This window comes from Paraburkholderia sp. BGA-UO-ETr-F21 (genome assembly GCF_059567925.1).
In genome coordinates this window covers 677,440-693,211 of record NZ_JCAQOY010000040.1, presented here as the reverse complement: position 1 = coordinate 693,211, position 15,772 = coordinate 677,440, and the positions used below count along the sequence as shown (strand labels likewise).

Sequence of the window (15,772 nt, the reverse complement as noted above, 5' to 3'; positions counted from 1 at the left end):
GCGGAACGCCGCTTAACCGCGGCACTTACATCTTGGACAGGTATTCGAAGCCTTAGTTTAGGCGAGCGTGGAGGCCTTGTAAATCATAGACTTCCAGGTCCTTCAAATAGCGCAAACCTTCCACTGCGGCCCGCGCGCCGGACATGGTCGTGTAGTACGTGACCTTGTTCGCCTGGGCGCTCATGCGGATCGAACGCGAATCGGCGATCGCGGCGCGGGTTTCGTCGACGGTCGTGAAGACCAGCGCGATCTCACCATTCTTGATCATGTCGACGATGTGCGGACGGCCGTCCTTCACCTTGTTGACGACCTTGACCGGCACGCCGGCCGCTTCGATGGCTGCGGCCGTACCCTTCGTCGCGACGATCGGATAACCGAGTTCGTGCAGCATGCGCGCGACTTCGACCGCCTTCGGTTTATCGGCGTCCATCACGGTCAACAGCACCGTGCCCGACTCCGGCAAACGCGAACCCGCCGCGAGTTGCGACTTGAACAAGGCTTCGCCGAAGGTCTGACCCACGCCCATCACTTCACCGGTCGAACGCATTTCCGGTCCGAGCACCGGATCGACAGCCGGGAACTTGACGAACGGGAACACGGCTTCCTTCACGCTGAAGTACGGCGGGTCGATCTCTTTCGTCACGCCTTGCTGCGCCAGCGTCTGGCCGACCATTGCACGCGCGGCGATTTTCGCGAGCGGCAGGCTGGTCGCCTTCGACACGTACGGCACCGTACGCGAAGCACGAGGATTCACTTCGAGCACGTAGATGATGTCTTCTTTCGAACCGTCCGCCTGCGGCACCTGCTGGATCGCGAACTGCACGTTCATCAGGCCGACCACGTTCAGCGCCTTCGCCATTGCGCCCGTTTGACGCTTCAGTTCCGCGACGGTTTCCGTCGACAGCGAATACGGCGGCAGCGAGCACGCCGAGTCGCCCGAGTGCACGCCGGCCTGTTCGATGTGCTCCATCACGCCGCCGATGAACACGGCTTCACCATCCGAGATGCAATCCACGTCGCATTCGATCGCGTCGTTCAGGAAGCGGTCGAGCAGCACCGGCGAGTCGTTCGACACCTTCACGGCCTCGCGCATGTAGCGCTCGAGGTCGCGCGGCTCGTGGACGATTTCCATCGCGCGGCCACCCAGCACGTACGACGGACGCACCACCAGCGGATAGCCGATTTCGTCGGCGAGCTTGAGCGCTTCGTCTTCGGCGCGCGCGGTGCGATTCGGCGGCTGACGCAGACCGAGGTCTTGCAGCAGCTTCTGGAAACGCTCGCGGTCTTCCGCGGCGTCGATCATGTCCGGCGATGTGCCGACGATCGGCACACCGTTGGCTTCGAGATCGAGCGCGAGCTTCAACGGCGTTTGACCGCCGTATTGCACGATCACGCCGACCGGCTTTTCCTTGTCGACGATTTCGAGCACGTCTTCGAGCGTCAGCGATTCGAAGTACAGACGATCGGACGTGTCGTAGTCGGTCGAAACGGTTTCAGGGTTGCAGTTGACCATGATCGTTTCGTAGCCGTCTTCGCGCATGGCGAGCGCGGCGTGCACGCAGCAGTAGTCGAACTCGATGCCTTGGCCGATCCGGTTCGGGCCACCGCCCAGCACCATGATCTTCTTGTTGTTGGTCGGGTTCGCTTCGCACTCTTCCTCATAGGTCGAGTACATGTAAGCGGTTTTCGTGGCGAACTCGGCCGCGCAGGTGTCGACGCGCTTGTACACCGGACGCACGTTCAACTCGATACGGCGTTGACGCACTTCCGCAGGCTTCGCGCCGAGCAGTTTCGCGAGACGCCGATCCGAGAAGCCGCTTTGCTTCAGGTACTTCAGCTCTTCCTTCGAAAGGCTCCCGAGTGTGCGGCCGGCCAGCGCCTTTTCCTTCAGGATGATCTGTTCGATCTGCGCGAGGAACCACGGGTCGATCGAGGTTTCCTCGAAAATCTCTTCAGCCGTCATGCCGACACGGAACGCGTCGCCCACGTACCAGATACGATCCGGGCCGGCTTCGCCGATCTCGCGGATGATCTCGTCACGGTTATCGGTCTTTTCGTCCAGACCGTCCACGCCGACTTCCAGACCGCGCAGCGCCTTCTGGAACGACTCCTGGAACGTGCGGCCGATTGCCATCACTTCGCCGACCGACTTCATTTGCGTGGTCAGACGCGAATCGGCTTCGCGGAATTTTTCGAACGCGAAACGCGGGATCTTGGTGACGACGTAGTCGATCGTCGGTTCGAACGACGCCGGGGTCTGGCCGCCGGTGATTTCGTTCTTCAATTCGTCCAGCGTGTAGCCGACGGCGAGCTTGGCCGCGACCTTGGCGATCGGGAAACCCGTTGCCTTCGAAGCCAATGCCGACGAACGCGACACACGCGGATTCATTTCGATCACGATCATCCGGCCGTCTTTCGGATTGATCGAGAACTGCACGTTCGAACCGCCGGTGTCGACGCCGATCTCGCGCAGCACCGCGAGCGATGCGTTACGCAGGACCTGATATTCCTTGTCGGTGAGCGTTTGCGCCGGGGCAACCGTGATCGAGTCGCCGGTGTGGATGCCCATTGGGTCCAGGTTTTCGATCGAGCAGACGATGATGCAGTTGTCCTTCCTGTCGCGGACCACTTCCATCTCGTACTCTTTCCAGCCGAGCAGCGACTCTTCGATCAGCAGTTCGCGCGTGGGCGACAGGTCGAGACCGCGCTTGCAGATCTCTTCGAACTCGTCGCGGTTATACGCGATACCGCCGCCCGAGCCGCCCAGCGTGAACGACGGACGAATCACGACCGGATAACCGCCGCTGCCGGTTTGCGCGGCGATGTCGGCCTGCACCTGGAGCGCTTCTTCCATGGAATGCGCGGTGCCCGATTTGGCCGAACCGAGGCCGATCTTGGTCATCGCGTCCTTGAACTTCTGACGGTCTTCCGCCTTGTCGATGGCTTCTGGCGACGCGCCGATCAGCTCGACCTTGTACTTTTCCAGCACGCCGTGCGCGTGCAGATCGAGCGCGCAGTTCAGCGCGGTCTGGCCGCCCATCGTCGGCAGGATCGCGTCGGGGCGCTCCTTCGCGATGATGCGCTCGACCACTTCCCACGTGATCGGCTCGATGTAGGTCACGTCGGCCGTGTTCGGGTCGGTCATGATCGTCGCCGGATTGCTGTTGACGAGAATGACCTTGTAGCCTTCCTCACGCAGCGCCTTGCATGCCTGCGCGCCCGAGTAGTCGAACTCGCACGCCTGGCCGATGATGATCGGACCCGCGCCGATGATGAGGATGCTCTTGATGTCTGTCCGCTTGGGCATAACGCTCTCGCTAATGTATTCCTGAATTCTTTCCGTCGGCGCGCGCTGCTGTTACGCTGCGCGCGCTCTGCTCTGTCTGGTCCGGCTCACCGCGTGTTCGCAGCGTGTTCGTCGCGCATTCGCCGCGTGTGCGTCGATCACGCGCGGCGCGGCGCGAGCCGTGCGCCGCCGAGACTTTGATGCCGCTTTATGCCGCAGCGGTCTTGCCGGCCTTCTTCGTGTCCATCAACGCCGTGAAGCGGTCGAACAGATAGGCGATGTCATGCGGGCCAGGCGACGCTTCCGGGTGCCCCTGAAAGCAGAACGCCGGCTTGTCGGTCAGCGCGAAGCCCTGCAGCGTGCCGTCGAACAGCGAGACGTGCGTGGCGCGGGCGTTGGCGGGCAGCGTGTCGGCATCGACCGCGAAACCATGGTTCTGCGACGTGATCACCACGCGGCCGTCGTCCAGATCTTTCACAGGATGGTTCGCGCCGTGGTGGCCAGTCTTCATCTTCATGGTCTTGGCGCCGACCGCGAGACCCATGATCTGATGGCCGAGGCAGATGCCGAAGGTCGGAATGCCACGCTCGATCAGTTCCTTCGTGGCGCGAATCGCGTAGTCGCACGGTTCCGGATCGCCCGGGCCGTTCGACAGGAATACGCCGTCAGGATTGAGCGCGAGCGCGTCGGCCGCAGTGGCTTGCGCCGGCAGCACCGTGACGTGGCAGCCGCGTTCAGCCAGCATGCGCAGGATGTTGTACTTGACGCCGTAATCGAACGCCACGACGCGGTACTTCGGCGCGGCTTGCGTGCCGTAGCCCTCGCCCAGACGCCATTCGGTCTGGGTCCACTCGTACGATTCCTTCGTCGACACGACCTTCGCGAGGTCCATGCCCGCGAGGCCCGGGAACGAGCGTGCGAGTTCGATGGCGCGGGCTTCGTCGTCCGAACCGGCGAGGATCGCGCCGTTCTGCGCACCCTTGTCGCGCAGGACGCGAGTCAGCATGCGGGTATCGAGACCGGCGATGGCGACCACGCCTTCGTCCTGCAAATATTGCTGGAGCGTGCGCTCCATGCGGAAGTTCGACGCGAGAACCGGCAGATCACGAATGATCAGCCCGGCGGCATGGACTTTCGTTGCTTCGACGTCTTCGGCGTTCACGCCGACGTTGCCGATATGCGGATACGTGAGGGTCACGATCTGGCGCGCGTAGCTCGGGTCAGTCAGGATTTCCTGATAGCCGGTGATAGCGGTGTTGAACACGACTTCGCCGATGGTATGCCCGGGGGCGCCGATCGAGTAACCACGAAAGACCGTGCCGTCGGCGAGCGCGAGCAGAGCGGGAGAAAATGACGGCAACACGGGAGACTCCTTGGGGAACACCCTGTTGCCGACCTGTCTATCCGACTGCGAGCCGCAGCGAGACGCATCCGGGATGCGCGCGCAGACTCGCTCGCGAACTGCCGTTGACGTTGCAAGGGGCGCGATGGGTCCATTGTGTGGACGGATCGGCTGGGGGCGAAGCCCTGCTTGCTACGCCAGTGGCGCGCGGCGGATGAACGGTATGGGAGAGGTAGGCGCTAGGGTGCGGGTTGATAAGCTCAAACCTTGAAATTATAGCGTGAAAACGCCCTTCCGTCCAAATCCGAGATGGCGAGCGAGCCTGGGAAAGCACGCCTGAAAGCCGCTCAAAGCCTTGCTGTGTCTGGCGCGGCGGCATTCGACATAATTTCCACGGGTTCGAATCGGGATAGTCCAAGCCTGGTGTCGACGGTCGCCAGAATTACGCCGGCGGACTGCTCAGAGTGGCGAATCGACGCGGCTGGCAGCATCGAGGCGGGCTCGAGACAATGTTTAGCGAACTCAAGCTTCCTGTTCGAGGTGGACTTCAGGCGGACACAGCTGTTTTTTGCGGCCAGGCAATACGTACCAGATCGCGCTCAGCATCTGCAGCGTGACCAGAATGCCCCACGCGGTCAAATGCGCGGCCGCCGGATAATGGCCACCACTCGCCGGCCAACGTGAAAGCACGGCGCCCACGCCGATCTGGAAGCCGAAAATCAGCAGGAAGATGATCAACGTCAGTGTGGTGTTCACCCGGCCGATCATCTGCGCGGGGAAGTGCCGGGCCATGACCGCGTAGCTGAGAATGCCCGTGCCACCAAAGATCCCGTACGCCGCCCACAGGAGAGCCGCGGGCAGCGGCGCCTTGAACATGATCAGCAACTGCGTCAGCACATACAGCGCCATGCCGATGCCGCAAAACGCATGGAGCGAGATGCCGCGCCGCTCGAGACCGCGCGCCGCCGCGCCGAAGCCCACGCAGCCGGCCATCATCGCGAAGCCGAGAACCGACACGAGCGCTGCCGCCTCGCGCGCCCCGAAGCCCTGCACGTCACGCAACCACGCGCCGACCCAAAGCGACTGCATTGCATAGAAGACGCCTTGCGTGACGACTGAGAACGACGCGATCTTCCAGAACGCCGCACTGCGCAAAATATGCAGCGTGCCTTTGAACTGCGCGCCGAGACTCGCCTGGTGATGGGTTTCCTTCGTGTCCGGAGCGAGCGTCCATTGCGCCAGCGCGACGAGCACGGTCAGCAAGCCCAGCCCGACGCAGACCATGCGCCAACTGGCAAACGTCAGCACCCATGTCAGCGGCGAGCCGACCATCACGCCGCCGAAGCCGCCGATCGCCATCACCAGTCCGTTCATCAACGGCAGGCGCGCCGGCGTGAAGTGTTGCGCCAATGCCTTGAATGCGGCGCCAAGACAGACGGAGACACCCACGCCGATCAGCAGCCGCCCCGCCATCATCGCGCCGACGCCTTGGGCGGCGCCGAACACGCCGATGCCGAGCGCGGCAAACAACAGCGTGGCGGCCGTGACCCGCCGCGCGCCGAAGTGATCGAGCAGGACGCCGGCTGGAATCTGAGCGCCCGCAAAACCAAGAAAATAGAGACTGGTGAGCAAGCCCAGATCAGCCGCCGACAAGCCGAGATCACGGGTAATGAACGGCGCAAAGCCGAGGTTGACGCCGCGAAACACGTAAGAAACGAAATAACCGGCGGAAAACAGCAAAAAGACGCGCAGCTGGGTCGACGACATAAGCTCCTGGATCAGGCGGCTGGCCGGATCAGTTTGATCCAAAGCACGAACGATAAAGGAAAAGCGCCGGCTTTACCCAAAATGATCTGCAGAATGAAGAACGCCGTCACCACAGGTGACGGCGTTGGAAAAAGCACGGTGCGTGATCGGAGCGCAATTCACGCGCTGCTCCGCAGCGCATGTGGTCACTACCGTGTGAACCGCTATTGGTCTACTTACCCTTCTTCGCGTTGGCCGCGGTCTTCGGGCGACTCTCTGCCGCAGCCTTCGACGCCTTGCTGGACGTGGAAGCCGATACCTTGGTCACCTTGCCCTTGTTGGCGCTCGATGCCGTCGGCTTGCTGACTTTGCCTGCCGGCTCGGAAACCTTCACCACGCCTGACCGGCCGCGACCCTTCCTGTTATCGAAGCGCGAATCGCTTCTCGTGTCGGCGACGCGAGTGCCGATCTTCTCGACGCCGCCGCCCTGCACGTCCGTCGCGATCCGCTCAGGGCCCGGTTCGCTCGGCATCGCCTTGCCGACCGGCACGTGCAGCACGATCACCTGGCCGCGCGAGACGCTGTCCCGATGCGTGCGGTTCCATGCCTTCAACTGGCCGATCGACACCCCGTAACGCACGGCAATGGCAGCCATGGTCTGATTGCGGCGCACGCGAATCAGCATCTTGCGCGTGTCGGGGACGTCGGGTTCCATTGCCAGCACCGCGCTTTCAGCCACGTCCGCGCTGATGTCTTCGTCGTCGTCCGAACCGCGCGGCACCACGATCGTGGAGCCGGGTTTCAGGCGCATGCCGACGGGAATCTTGTTCACTTCCATCAGCGTGTCGGCATCGACACCGATCTTCTGCGCGATCGCCGCCGGCGCCGCGCGCTCGGTGACCGTATACGTGGTCCACGACGACAGCGAGCCGGAGTAGGTCTTCAGATTGCGTTCGAATGCGCTCGCGTTGTCGAACGGCAGCAGGATTTGCGGCTGCGTGGCGCCGAGAATGACCGGCTTTCTGAACGACGGATTCAACGAGCGGAACTCGTCCGTGGAGAGATTCGCAAGCTTGGCGGCCATGTCCACGTCGATATCGTGCGAGGTGGTCACCGTCACGAAATACGGGTGGTTCGGAATGGACGGCAGCGCGAGCCCGTACATTTGCGGGTTCATCACGATGTTCTTCACCGCCTGCAGCTTGGGCACGTAGTTACGTGTCTCGTTCGGCATGCGCAGGCTCAGGTAATCAGTCGGCAGGCCCGCCGCTTCGTTACGCGCGATCGCGCGCTGCACGTTGCCCTCGCCCCAGTTGTACGCCGCGAGCGCCAACTGCCAGTCGCCGAACATGTCATGCAGACGCGACAGATAGTCGAGCGCGGCACTGGTCGAAGCCAGTACGTCGCGGCGCTCGTCCTGCCACATGTTCTGCTTGAGATTGTAGGTGCGGCCCGTGCCCGGCATAAACTGCCACATGCCGGCCGCCTTCGCTACCGACAAAGCCTGCGGGCTATACGCCGACTCGATGAACGGCAGCAACGCGAGCTCGGTCGGCATATGGCGCGCTTCGAGCTCTTCGACGATGTGGTACAGGTACTTCTGCGAACGCTCGGTCATGCGCTGCACGTAATCGGGACGCTGCGCATACCAGTTCACCTGCATGTCGACGAGGTCGGTTTGCAGGTCCGGCATCTGGAAACCACGGCGAATACGGCCCCAAAGATCGGCGTCGGCGCTCGTCAACTGCGTGACGGAGCCCTGGTCAACGTTAATCGTTTCTTTGGCGGTGGCGCTCTTGCGAAGGGCGTCGGCTACGGCTTGCTGACTGGCGGGATTTGTTGCAGTGGAAAGGCTACTCGTTGTTGGTCCCTGGCTCGCGCAGGCGGCGAGCGTCAGAACCAGCAACGCACTTAAGATAAATCGCATGAACGTCTCGGCTTCCACAAGGGCTGGAATTTGCAGCCGATAGTACGAAACGGCAACGTTTACGTCAATCGGAAAATTACGAAAAAATCAAGTAAATCTTGGGCTTGGCGAATTTTTCCGATTCTTCGCGTGAACAACACCCTTCATTGGAACGGGTCAACGGAAGCGGTTTTTCCATTCGCGCATCAACGTAAAGGCCGTCAATCGATCGGGCACTTTTTCGTGCAACTGCTCTTGCAGGCTCGCCTGGACTGCCGGATTATCCGCGCGCAAAAACGGATTCACCGCGCGTTCGTGGGCGATCGTGGTGGGCAGTGTCGGCACGCCGCGCGCGCGCAAGTCGCTCGCCTTATCCCGCCAGGCTTGCAGTTCGACGTTGGCGGGTTCGCAGGCGAGCGCGAAGCGGATATTCGAGAGCGTGTACTCGTGGGCGCAATGAACCTCGGTCGCGCCGGGCAGCGCGGCAAGCGCGTCCAGCGAAGCGAGCATCTGCTTCGGCGTGCCTTCGAACAGCCGGCCGCAACCGCAGGCGAACAGCGTGTCGCCGCAAAAAACGTGCGGCGTGCCGCGCGGGTCGGCCGCCTGAAAATAAGCGATGTGCCCGCTCGTATGACCTGGCACATCGAGCACGCTCAATTCGAGCGCGGGGGCCGCAATCGACACGTGATCACCATTTTTCAGACGGCGCGTGAGATGCTCGATCGCCTCGCCCGCCGGGCCGTAGACGGGCACGTCCTGGCCGTTCAGCAGATCGGCCACCCCACCGACGTGGTCTTGATGATGGTGCGTGAGTAAAATAGCGCTCAGCCGCCAACCCCGCTTCGCCAGATAAGCTTGCACGGGGGCGGCCTCACCCGGATCGACGACGACCGCATTGTGTCCGTCGGAGACGACCCAGATGTAATTGTCATCAAACGCCGGGACCGGTACGTACTCGAGCGCATTCATAGGCGACGCATTCTCTGATATGACTGATCGAGCGATTATAGACTGGCCCGCGTGGACCGATTCGCCGCCTGGCCGCTACGTGCTTGAGTGGGAACAGACCCAGCTCGATCGCGTGGTGTCGGACGTGTTCGGTTACCATGCGCTGCAACTCGGCCTGCCGCAGCTCGACGCATTGCGCGAAAACCGCATGCCGTGCCGCGGGCTCGTGCTCGACGCCGCGAGCGGTGCGAGCGCGCCTTACGCTTTTCCGCGCGGGCTGGGGCATGGGGTCAGCAACGGCGCGCGCAACGGCGGCGCACAAGGCGGACTTGCAGGCCTGCCGGCGCCGGTCGGGCGCAGTGCCGTGTGGTGCGACCTGCTGGACTTGCCGTTCGAAGCACAGAGCGTCGATCTGATCGTGATGCCGCACACGCTGGAATTCACGAGCGACCCTCACCGTCTTCTGCGCGAAGCCGAGCGCGTGCTGATGCCCGAAGGCCAGTTGATTATTTTGGGCTTCAACTCGCTGTCGCTATGGGGCGCGCGGCAGTCGGTCGGCAAGATGACCGGCCGGCCTTTCGTGCCGGCGGCTGTCGACCTGATTGCCTTCACGCGCCTGAAAGACTGGATCAAACTGCTGGGCTTCGACCTTGAACGCGGTCGCTTCGGCTGCTATCGTCCGCCGCTTGGCAGCGAACAATGGCTGTCGCGCTACGGTTTCATGGAAGCCGCCGGCGACCGCTGGTGGCCGATCTTCGGCGCCACCTACATGATCAAGGCGATCAAGCGCGTGCGCGGCATGCGCCTCATCGGCCCGCTGAAAGTGAAGAAACCCGTCCTCGCCGCAGGCCTCGCGCCCGCCGCCACACCGAATACACGCAACCACACTCAATGACTTCCGATCTCATCGATATTTATACCGACGGCGCCTGCAAGGGCAATCCCGGCCCCGGCGGCTGGGGCGCGCTGCTGCGCTTCGGCGACCAGGAAAAAGAACTGTTCGGCGGTGAACCCAACACCACCAACAACCGCATGGAACTGATGGGCGTGATCGCCGCGCTCGAAGCGCTGAAACGCCCCTGCAAGGCGGTCGTGCACACCGACTCGCAGTACGTGCAGAAAGGGATCAGCGAATGGATCCACGGCTGGAAGAAAAAAGGCTGGATCACCGCCGCCAAACAGCCGGTCAAGAACGCCGATCTGTGGAAGCGGCTCGACGCGCTCGTCGCGCAACACGAAATCGAATGGCGCTGGGTGCGCGGGCATAATGGCCACCCGGAAAACGAGCGTGCCGATCAACTGGCCAATCGCGGCGTCGCATCACTCGCGCAGATTTGATTCCTGCTGCGACGGCCGTGCCGGCTAGCCGCGCGCGCCATCTTTTTTTGCTGCAATTTTCTGAGGCAGGCTAATCCGACATGCGTCAACTCATCCTCGATACCGAAACCACCGGCCTGAATCCCCGCACCGGCGACCGGATTCTCGAACTCGGCTGTGTCGAACTGGTGAACCGCCGGCTCACCGGCAACAACCTGCATTTCTATATCAACCCTGAACGCGACAGCGATCCGGGCGCATTGGCCGTTCACGGCCTCACCACCGAATTCCTGAGCGACAAGCCGAAGTTCGGCGAGATCGCCGATCAGTTCCGCGATTTCATCCAGGGCGCGGACCTGATCATTCACAACGCACCGTTCGATATCGGCTTTCTGGATGTCGAGTTCGCGCTGCTCGGCTTGCCGCCGGTGAACACCTACTGCGGCGAAATCATCGACACACTGGCGCGCGCCAAGCAGATGTTCCCTGGCAAGCGCAATTCCCTCGACGCGCTGTGCGATCGCTTCGGCATCAGCAACGCGCACCGCACGCTGCACGGCGCGCTGCTCGACTCGGAACTGCTCGCCGAAGTCTATCTGGCGATGACGCGCGGCCAGGAAAGCCTCGTCATCGACATGCTCGGCGATTCACATGCCGGCGGCGATGCGCGCGCACCGCGTGTCGCGCTCGACTCGCTGGATCTGGTCGTGCTCGCCGCCAGCGACGACGAACTGGCCGCGCACCAGGCGGTACTCGACGGTCTCGACAAGGCGATCAAGGGCACGAGCGTGTGGCGACTCGAACCGGCGCCGACCGCGGATGAGCAAACCGCTTAAAAAGTACTGGACGAGTGCAAAAATCCCTGACATAATTCGGCTCTCTTCGGGTGGTTAGCTCAGCGGTAGAGCACTGCCTTCACACGGCAGGGGTCACTGGTTCGATCCCAGTACTACCCACCAGAATTTTGGTGTGTCGATCACCGAAGACTAAAGGGCTTACGCAGAAATGCGTAAGCCCTTTTTCATTTGCGGCCGTTGGTTGCTGTGCGCTGCTGCGAGCTTTTGCTGCACGCCGAAAACCATATGGAATGCCAGGTAGATCTCGGCGTGCTCTGCAGCGGTTGAGCCACTCGCCTCCCTCGAAACGATTTGCATCGATCAAATCGAAGCGCCGTCACATGACCTCGCGTCGCGCTTTGCCGTCAATACCGAATCTTCGTACGTTTGCGGGCGCCGAATACTGCTGATATAGTTGGCACTCGGGCATTCGCCCCGTCCTTTTTCTTCACCTCATTCGACCACAGGGAGGCGCCACATGTTTGCAATGCGTATCGCCGCCCCTGGCATGGTTTCGCGAGTGTTGTCGCGACCTTAAGTTTCTCAGGTTGCTCATCCGCTGCTCACGCGGTTCCGCCTGAAAAGGCGCTCCGCGCAATTCCCAGACAGTCCGCAGTTCCATCGCCCGTGCATAGCGGCGCGCTTTGACTGTCTCGTCCTTTCGTTTCTGACTGGAACCTCGGTGCGCTCATGCGCCACCGGGTCGTAGCAAATGACCAGAAAAAAACTCGACTTTCGCGGACAGGCCTTCAAGGAAGTCCTCGGCTTTACCTTCCATCATTGGGCGCAGCAGCCCTGGCGCATTCTCGTGATTACGGGGCTGGTGCTGCTCTCCGCGTTGGCCGACGTGCTCACGCCGATGTTCGCGGGACGTCTCGTCGACGCCATCGCGTCGGGTGCGGCCAGCAACGCAGTGGCCTGGCACGCGGCAGTGACGGCGTTCTGCGCGCTGAGTGCGCTCGGCCTCGGCGCCACGCTGCTGCGGCAAGGCGTGTACTTCAACATCATCAGGCTCACACTCAAGATGATGAGCGAGATCGCCGCGAACGCGTTTCATCGCGTGCAACGCTTCTCGACCGACTGGCACGCGAACAGCTTCGCCGGCTCCACGGTGCGCAAGATCACGCGCGGTATGTGGGCGCTCGACCTGCTCAACGACACGCTGCTGATCGCGTTGTTGCCGTCGCTCGTCATGCTGGTCGGCGCCACGACCCTGCTCGGCTGGCGCTGGCCGATGATGGGCGCGGTGGTCGGCATCGGCTCGGTGCTGTATATCGCGGTGACCGTGGCCATGTCGCTCGGCTTCGTGGCGCCGGCCGCGCGCCTCGCAAACGCATGGGACACGCGCATGGGCGGCGCGCTCGCCGACGCAGTCAGCTGCAACGGCGTAGTCAAGGCATTCGGCGCGGAAGATCGCGAAGAAGCGCTGCTCGCGCGCGTAATCGGCAAATGGCGGCATCGTACGCGCCGCACGTGGATGCGCGGCACGATCAACGGCGGCGTCCAGGGCGGCATGCTGGTGGCAATCCAGGCCGCCATTCTCGGCGCGGCGCTGCTGTTGTGGGCGCGCGGCGAGGCAAGCGTCGGCGACATCACGTTCGCGCTGACCATGTTCTTCATGCTGCAGGGCTATCTGCGCGACGTGGGCATGCACATCCGCAACCTGCAACGCTCGGTCAACGACATGGAAGAACTGGTGTCGCTGGAAAGCCAGCCGCTCGGTATCGAGGACCGGCCCGGCGCAGGTCCGATTGTGATTGGCAAAGGCGAGATCCGTTTCGAGCACGTGACCTTCCATTACGGCGCGAGCGGCCAGCCGCTGTACGACAACTTCTCCGTGCGTATCGCGCCGGGCGAGCGCGTCGGACTGGTCGGGCATTCGGGCTCGGGGAAGACCACGTTCATCAAGCTGATCCAGCGTCTCTATGACATTTCGGAAGGCCGCATCGCGATCGACGGTCAGGACATCGCCCGGGTGAGGCAGGCGTCGCTGCGCAGCCAGATCGCGATCGTTCAGCAGGAGCCGGTGCTGTTTCACCGCTCGCTCGCCGAGAACATTGCGTATGCGCGGCCCGGTGCGAGCCGCGCCGAGATCGAACGCGCCGCGAAGCTCGCGAGCGCGCACGACTTCATCGCGGCACTGCCGCATGGCTACGACACGCTGGTCGGTGAACGCGGCGTCAAGCTGTCGGGCGGCGAACGTCAGCGCGTGGCCATCGCACGGGCGTTTCTCGCCGACGCACCGATCCTGATTCTGGACGAGGCGACGTCGAGTCTCGATAGCGAAAGCGAAGTGCTGATCCAGCAAGCCATGGAGCGGCTGATGATGGGCCGCACCACGCTGGTGGTGGCGCACCGTCTTTCCACCGTGCGCGCGCTGGACCGCTTGCTGGTGCTGGATAAAGGCAAGGTGATCGAGGAAGGCAGTCACGACGCGCTGATCCGACTCGAGAATGGCCTCTACCGGCGGCTGTTCGAGCGTCAGGCACTGGAGCTGATCAAGGGGCTGGGCGAGCCGGAGCTCGCGAATCATGCCTCGCGGCCGAGTGCGATCCGCACGGACGATTCCAGCTTGCTGGTCGGGAAGTAAATGATGCTAGTCGTGTGGGATGTCCGCTGGAAACCGCCGGTGTGAGCTGGCGGTTTTTGGCGGCGGCGTTTAAGCGACGTTTAAGCGACGTTTAGCCGCCAATCGTTTTCTCAGGTACTCAACGATCTCCTGAGCGCCGCTCTCCGCAAGCGTCCAACCACCCTTCGGCAGCCCCGGCTACACCACGCCCGCCGGCAACCCCACGCCGCGCGCCATCCCGGTGGCCGCCAACACCACAACCACCATCAATATCGTCTGGATCACGCTGAAGCGTGCGTAGGAGCGCGCCTTGTGCAGATCGGGCGCGGCGCCTTTTCTGATCGCGGCCCGCCAGCGCATCAGCGCAAGCATCGACGGCACTTCGAGGATAAGAATGACCACGACCAACGTCATCTTGAGGTGAAAGAGCGGCTCGTGGAGATAGTAATCGGCGCCCTTTTCAAACCCGCCGAAAGCGCGCATCAACCCGGTGACGATCAGCACCAACGCCGAGATGCCCCAGCCGGTATCCGCCCGGAAAACGGATCGTAGCGCGGCTGGCACCGTGGCGCGGCGCAGCGCCCATGTGCGCCGCAGAATCGACGCGAGTGCGAAGCCATAAGCAAGCAGATGGATGGCGGCAAGCAACCAGCGAACCAGCATGGCGACTCCTGCAAAGGACGCAATACGATCGTTGTATGTCTCACTCGCCCGCGCTGATGCGCCGGGCGCCATGACTTCATTATCGACTACGGCTCAATTTACAACGCCTGCTTCGACCACGGGGTGTGGCCAACTGCACAAACCGGCAGATTCAGACCTGCTGCAAGGATGTGTCAAGCGCACGAGCGGCGACCCGATCGCGCTCCGTCGTCAGTGCGGTACGGAACACGGTTTGGCGATTGTGACCCGCCGCAGCCGGCGAATCCCACAACAATTCGATTTTCGGCCGGCGGCCGAACGCGCCACGCGCAAGCGACGGCGCGGCGGCCGCGCCGAGTGACGCGCCGGAGCCGCCCGGCTCGCCCGCGGCGCTGAACGCCACTGCGGGCGTGGGCGTCGGCATGGGTCGCGCGGCTTGACCGGCAGCCCAGCGCACGGACAATTCGCGAGCGTCGTACTGCCCCACTTTGCGGCGCTCCGCCCACACGATGACGGTGCGCGTGACGGGGTCGAGCGAAACGGCATAGCGACCGATCGCAAACCGGCGCGCGGCGATATTGGTACGCCATAGCGCGCGCGGGCGGCAGATCCACAGCACGGCCGCATACAGCGCCGGCGCGGCCAGCAACCAGCCGTTGGACGCCGCCACCGCGTTGGCGGCGCGGCGCCAGCCGGCGCTCGCCGCGAACGCACCGACCGACCAGACCGCAAACAGGAAGCCGAGAAAAGCAAACAGACGTAACGCTTGCCGCAGCCATTGCGGCAGCGGATGAAACGGACGCTCGGCGACAGCGCGCGCGCCAGGCAGGAAAATCAGAAGGAACAGGAAGACGAGGTTGATGCACGCCCAAGGAGAGGACACCATGGCCAGCAGCGATGCGCCCGCATCCATCTGCGCCATGGAAAAAAGCCAGCGAGCGAGGAGCACGAGACCGATGGCGCGCAACGCGAAAATCGTTCCGGCGCCAGGCGCCGCGTTCGCTCGCGTCTCTTTCGTTCTCGCCAAGGCATCCTCCTGTCGTCGGCGGCGCCGCAGCCAAATTTGCGGCACGGCCATTATAGGGATTTTACGGAGAGCGGCTCATTCTTAACGGCCGAAACCGCTCACTTTCGTCGGTTCATTGAAAAAAGCGCGGCGCGCTTGCAACAACGCCCCGTG

General features: G+C 62.9%; 11 protein-coding genes and 1 tRNA gene. 5 read left to right on the top strand and 7 right to left on the bottom strand.

Translation table 11 applies throughout. From position 1 onward, the window contains the following. Nucleotides 1-52: 52 nt before the first annotated feature. The 5 genes from carB to gloB all read right to left on the bottom strand — a co-directional run bounded on the left by carB (nt 53) and on the right by gloB (nt 9,249). Entirely contained in the window at nt 53-3,307 is a 3,255-nt protein-coding gene (gene carB / locus AC57B1_RS35580) for a carbamoyl-phosphate synthase large subunit (protein ID WP_496420031.1), read from the bottom strand. A 187-nt stretch (nt 3,308-3,494) separates the two neighbouring features. Next, nucleotides 3,495-4,649 carry a glutamine-hydrolyzing carbamoyl-phosphate synthase small subunit gene (carA, locus tag AC57B1_RS35575; protein ID WP_408353667.1) on the bottom strand — a complete coding sequence of 385 codons (1,155 nt, stop codon included), beginning with the start codon at nt 4,647-4,649 and terminating at the stop codon, nt 3,495-3,497. Nucleotides 4,650-5,150: 501 nt separating this feature from the next. Then, nucleotides 5,151-6,395: an MFS transporter gene (locus tag AC57B1_RS35570; protein ID WP_496420030.1), complete on the bottom strand. Its 1,245-nt coding sequence runs from the start codon at nt 6,393-6,395 to the stop codon at nt 5,151-5,153. Between the two features lie 211 nt (nt 6,396-6,606). Then, a complete protein-coding gene (locus AC57B1_RS35565) occupies nt 6,607-8,301 on the bottom strand; it encodes a transglycosylase SLT domain-containing protein (RefSeq protein WP_496420029.1) in 1,695 nt (564 codons plus the stop codon). 156 nt (nt 8,302-8,457) lie between these two features. Then, nucleotides 8,458-9,249, bottom strand: coding sequence for a hydroxyacylglutathione hydrolase (gloB, locus tag AC57B1_RS35560; protein ID WP_408353673.1), 792 nt, complete (start codon nt 9,247-9,249; stop codon nt 8,458-8,460). Nucleotides 9,250-9,268: 19 nt separating this feature from the next. Between gloB and AC57B1_RS35555 the strand changes: the two genes are divergently transcribed. The 5 genes from AC57B1_RS35555 to AC57B1_RS35535 all read left to right on the top strand — a co-directional run bounded on the left by AC57B1_RS35555 (nt 9,269) and on the right by AC57B1_RS35535 (nt 13,971). Continuing rightward, nucleotides 9,269-10,123, top strand: coding sequence for a class I SAM-dependent methyltransferase (locus AC57B1_RS35555; RefSeq protein WP_496420028.1), 855 nt, complete (start codon nt 9,269-9,271; stop codon nt 10,121-10,123). Continuing rightward, entirely contained in the window at nt 10,120-10,566 is a 447-nt protein-coding gene (gene rnhA / locus AC57B1_RS35550) for a ribonuclease HI (RefSeq protein ID WP_091792593.1), read from the top strand. Before AC57B1_RS35555 ends, rnhA begins: the two co-directional genes overlap by 4 nt. An 80-nt stretch (nt 10,567-10,646) precedes the next feature. Continuing rightward, nucleotides 10,647-11,381, top strand: coding sequence for a DNA polymerase III subunit epsilon (gene dnaQ, locus AC57B1_RS35545; protein WP_408353677.1), 735 nt, complete (start codon nt 10,647-10,649; stop codon nt 11,379-11,381). Nucleotides 11,382-11,429: 48 nt separating this feature from the next. Then, nucleotides 11,430-11,504: transfer RNA gene (locus AC57B1_RS35540), tRNA-Val, on the top strand. A gap of 589 nt (nt 11,505-12,093) precedes the next feature. Further along, nucleotides 12,094-13,971, top strand: a complete 1,878-nt coding sequence (locus AC57B1_RS35535) for an ABC transporter ATP-binding protein (RefSeq protein WP_496420027.1) — start codon at nt 12,094-12,096, stop codon at nt 13,969-13,971. Between the two features lie 177 nt (nt 13,972-14,148). Here the strand turns inward: AC57B1_RS35535 and AC57B1_RS35530 are convergent, their stop codons facing one another. Together AC57B1_RS35530 and AC57B1_RS35525 are read right to left on the bottom strand one after the other, a co-directional pair. Beyond that, a complete protein-coding gene (locus AC57B1_RS35530; RefSeq protein ID WP_408185390.1) occupies nt 14,149-14,613 on the bottom strand; it encodes a DUF2214 family protein in 465 nt (154 codons plus the stop codon). Between the two features lie 151 nt (nt 14,614-14,764). Further along, entirely contained in the window at nt 14,765-15,619 is an 855-nt protein-coding gene (locus AC57B1_RS35525) for a hypothetical protein (protein ID WP_496420026.1), read from the bottom strand. Nucleotides 15,620-15,772 lie beyond the last annotated feature (153 nt).

What these genes read in the sequence shown, in the direction of transcription:
- carB (WP_496420031.1), bottom strand. Translation starts at nt 3,307, where the DNA reads ATGCCCAAGCGGACAGACATCAAGAGCATCCTCATCATCGGCGCGGGT.
- AC57B1_RS35570 (WP_496420030.1), bottom strand. Translation starts at nt 6,395, where the DNA reads ATGTCGTCGACCCAGCTGCGCGTCTTTTTGCTGTTTTCCGCCGGTTAT.
- AC57B1_RS35565 (WP_496420029.1), bottom strand. Translation starts at nt 8,301, where the DNA reads ATGCGATTTATCTTAAGTGCGTTGCTGGTTCTGACGCTCGCCGCCTGC.
- gloB (WP_408353673.1), bottom strand. Translation starts at nt 9,249, where the DNA reads ATGAATGCGCTCGAGTACGTACCGGTCCCGGCGTTTGATGACAATTAC.
- AC57B1_RS35555 (WP_496420028.1), top strand. Translation starts at nt 9,269, where the DNA reads ATGACTGATCGAGCGATTATAGACTGGCCCGCGTGGACCGATTCGCCG.
- rnhA (WP_091792593.1), top strand. Translation starts at nt 10,120, where the DNA reads ATGACTTCCGATCTCATCGATATTTATACCGACGGCGCCTGCAAGGGC.
- dnaQ (WP_408353677.1), top strand. Translation starts at nt 10,647, where the DNA reads ATGCGTCAACTCATCCTCGATACCGAAACCACCGGCCTGAATCCCCGC.
- AC57B1_RS35535 (WP_496420027.1), top strand. Translation starts at nt 12,094, where the DNA reads ATGACCAGAAAAAAACTCGACTTTCGCGGACAGGCCTTCAAGGAAGTC.
- AC57B1_RS35530 (WP_408185390.1), bottom strand. Translation starts at nt 14,613, where the DNA reads ATGCTGGTTCGCTGGTTGCTTGCCGCCATCCATCTGCTTGCTTATGGC.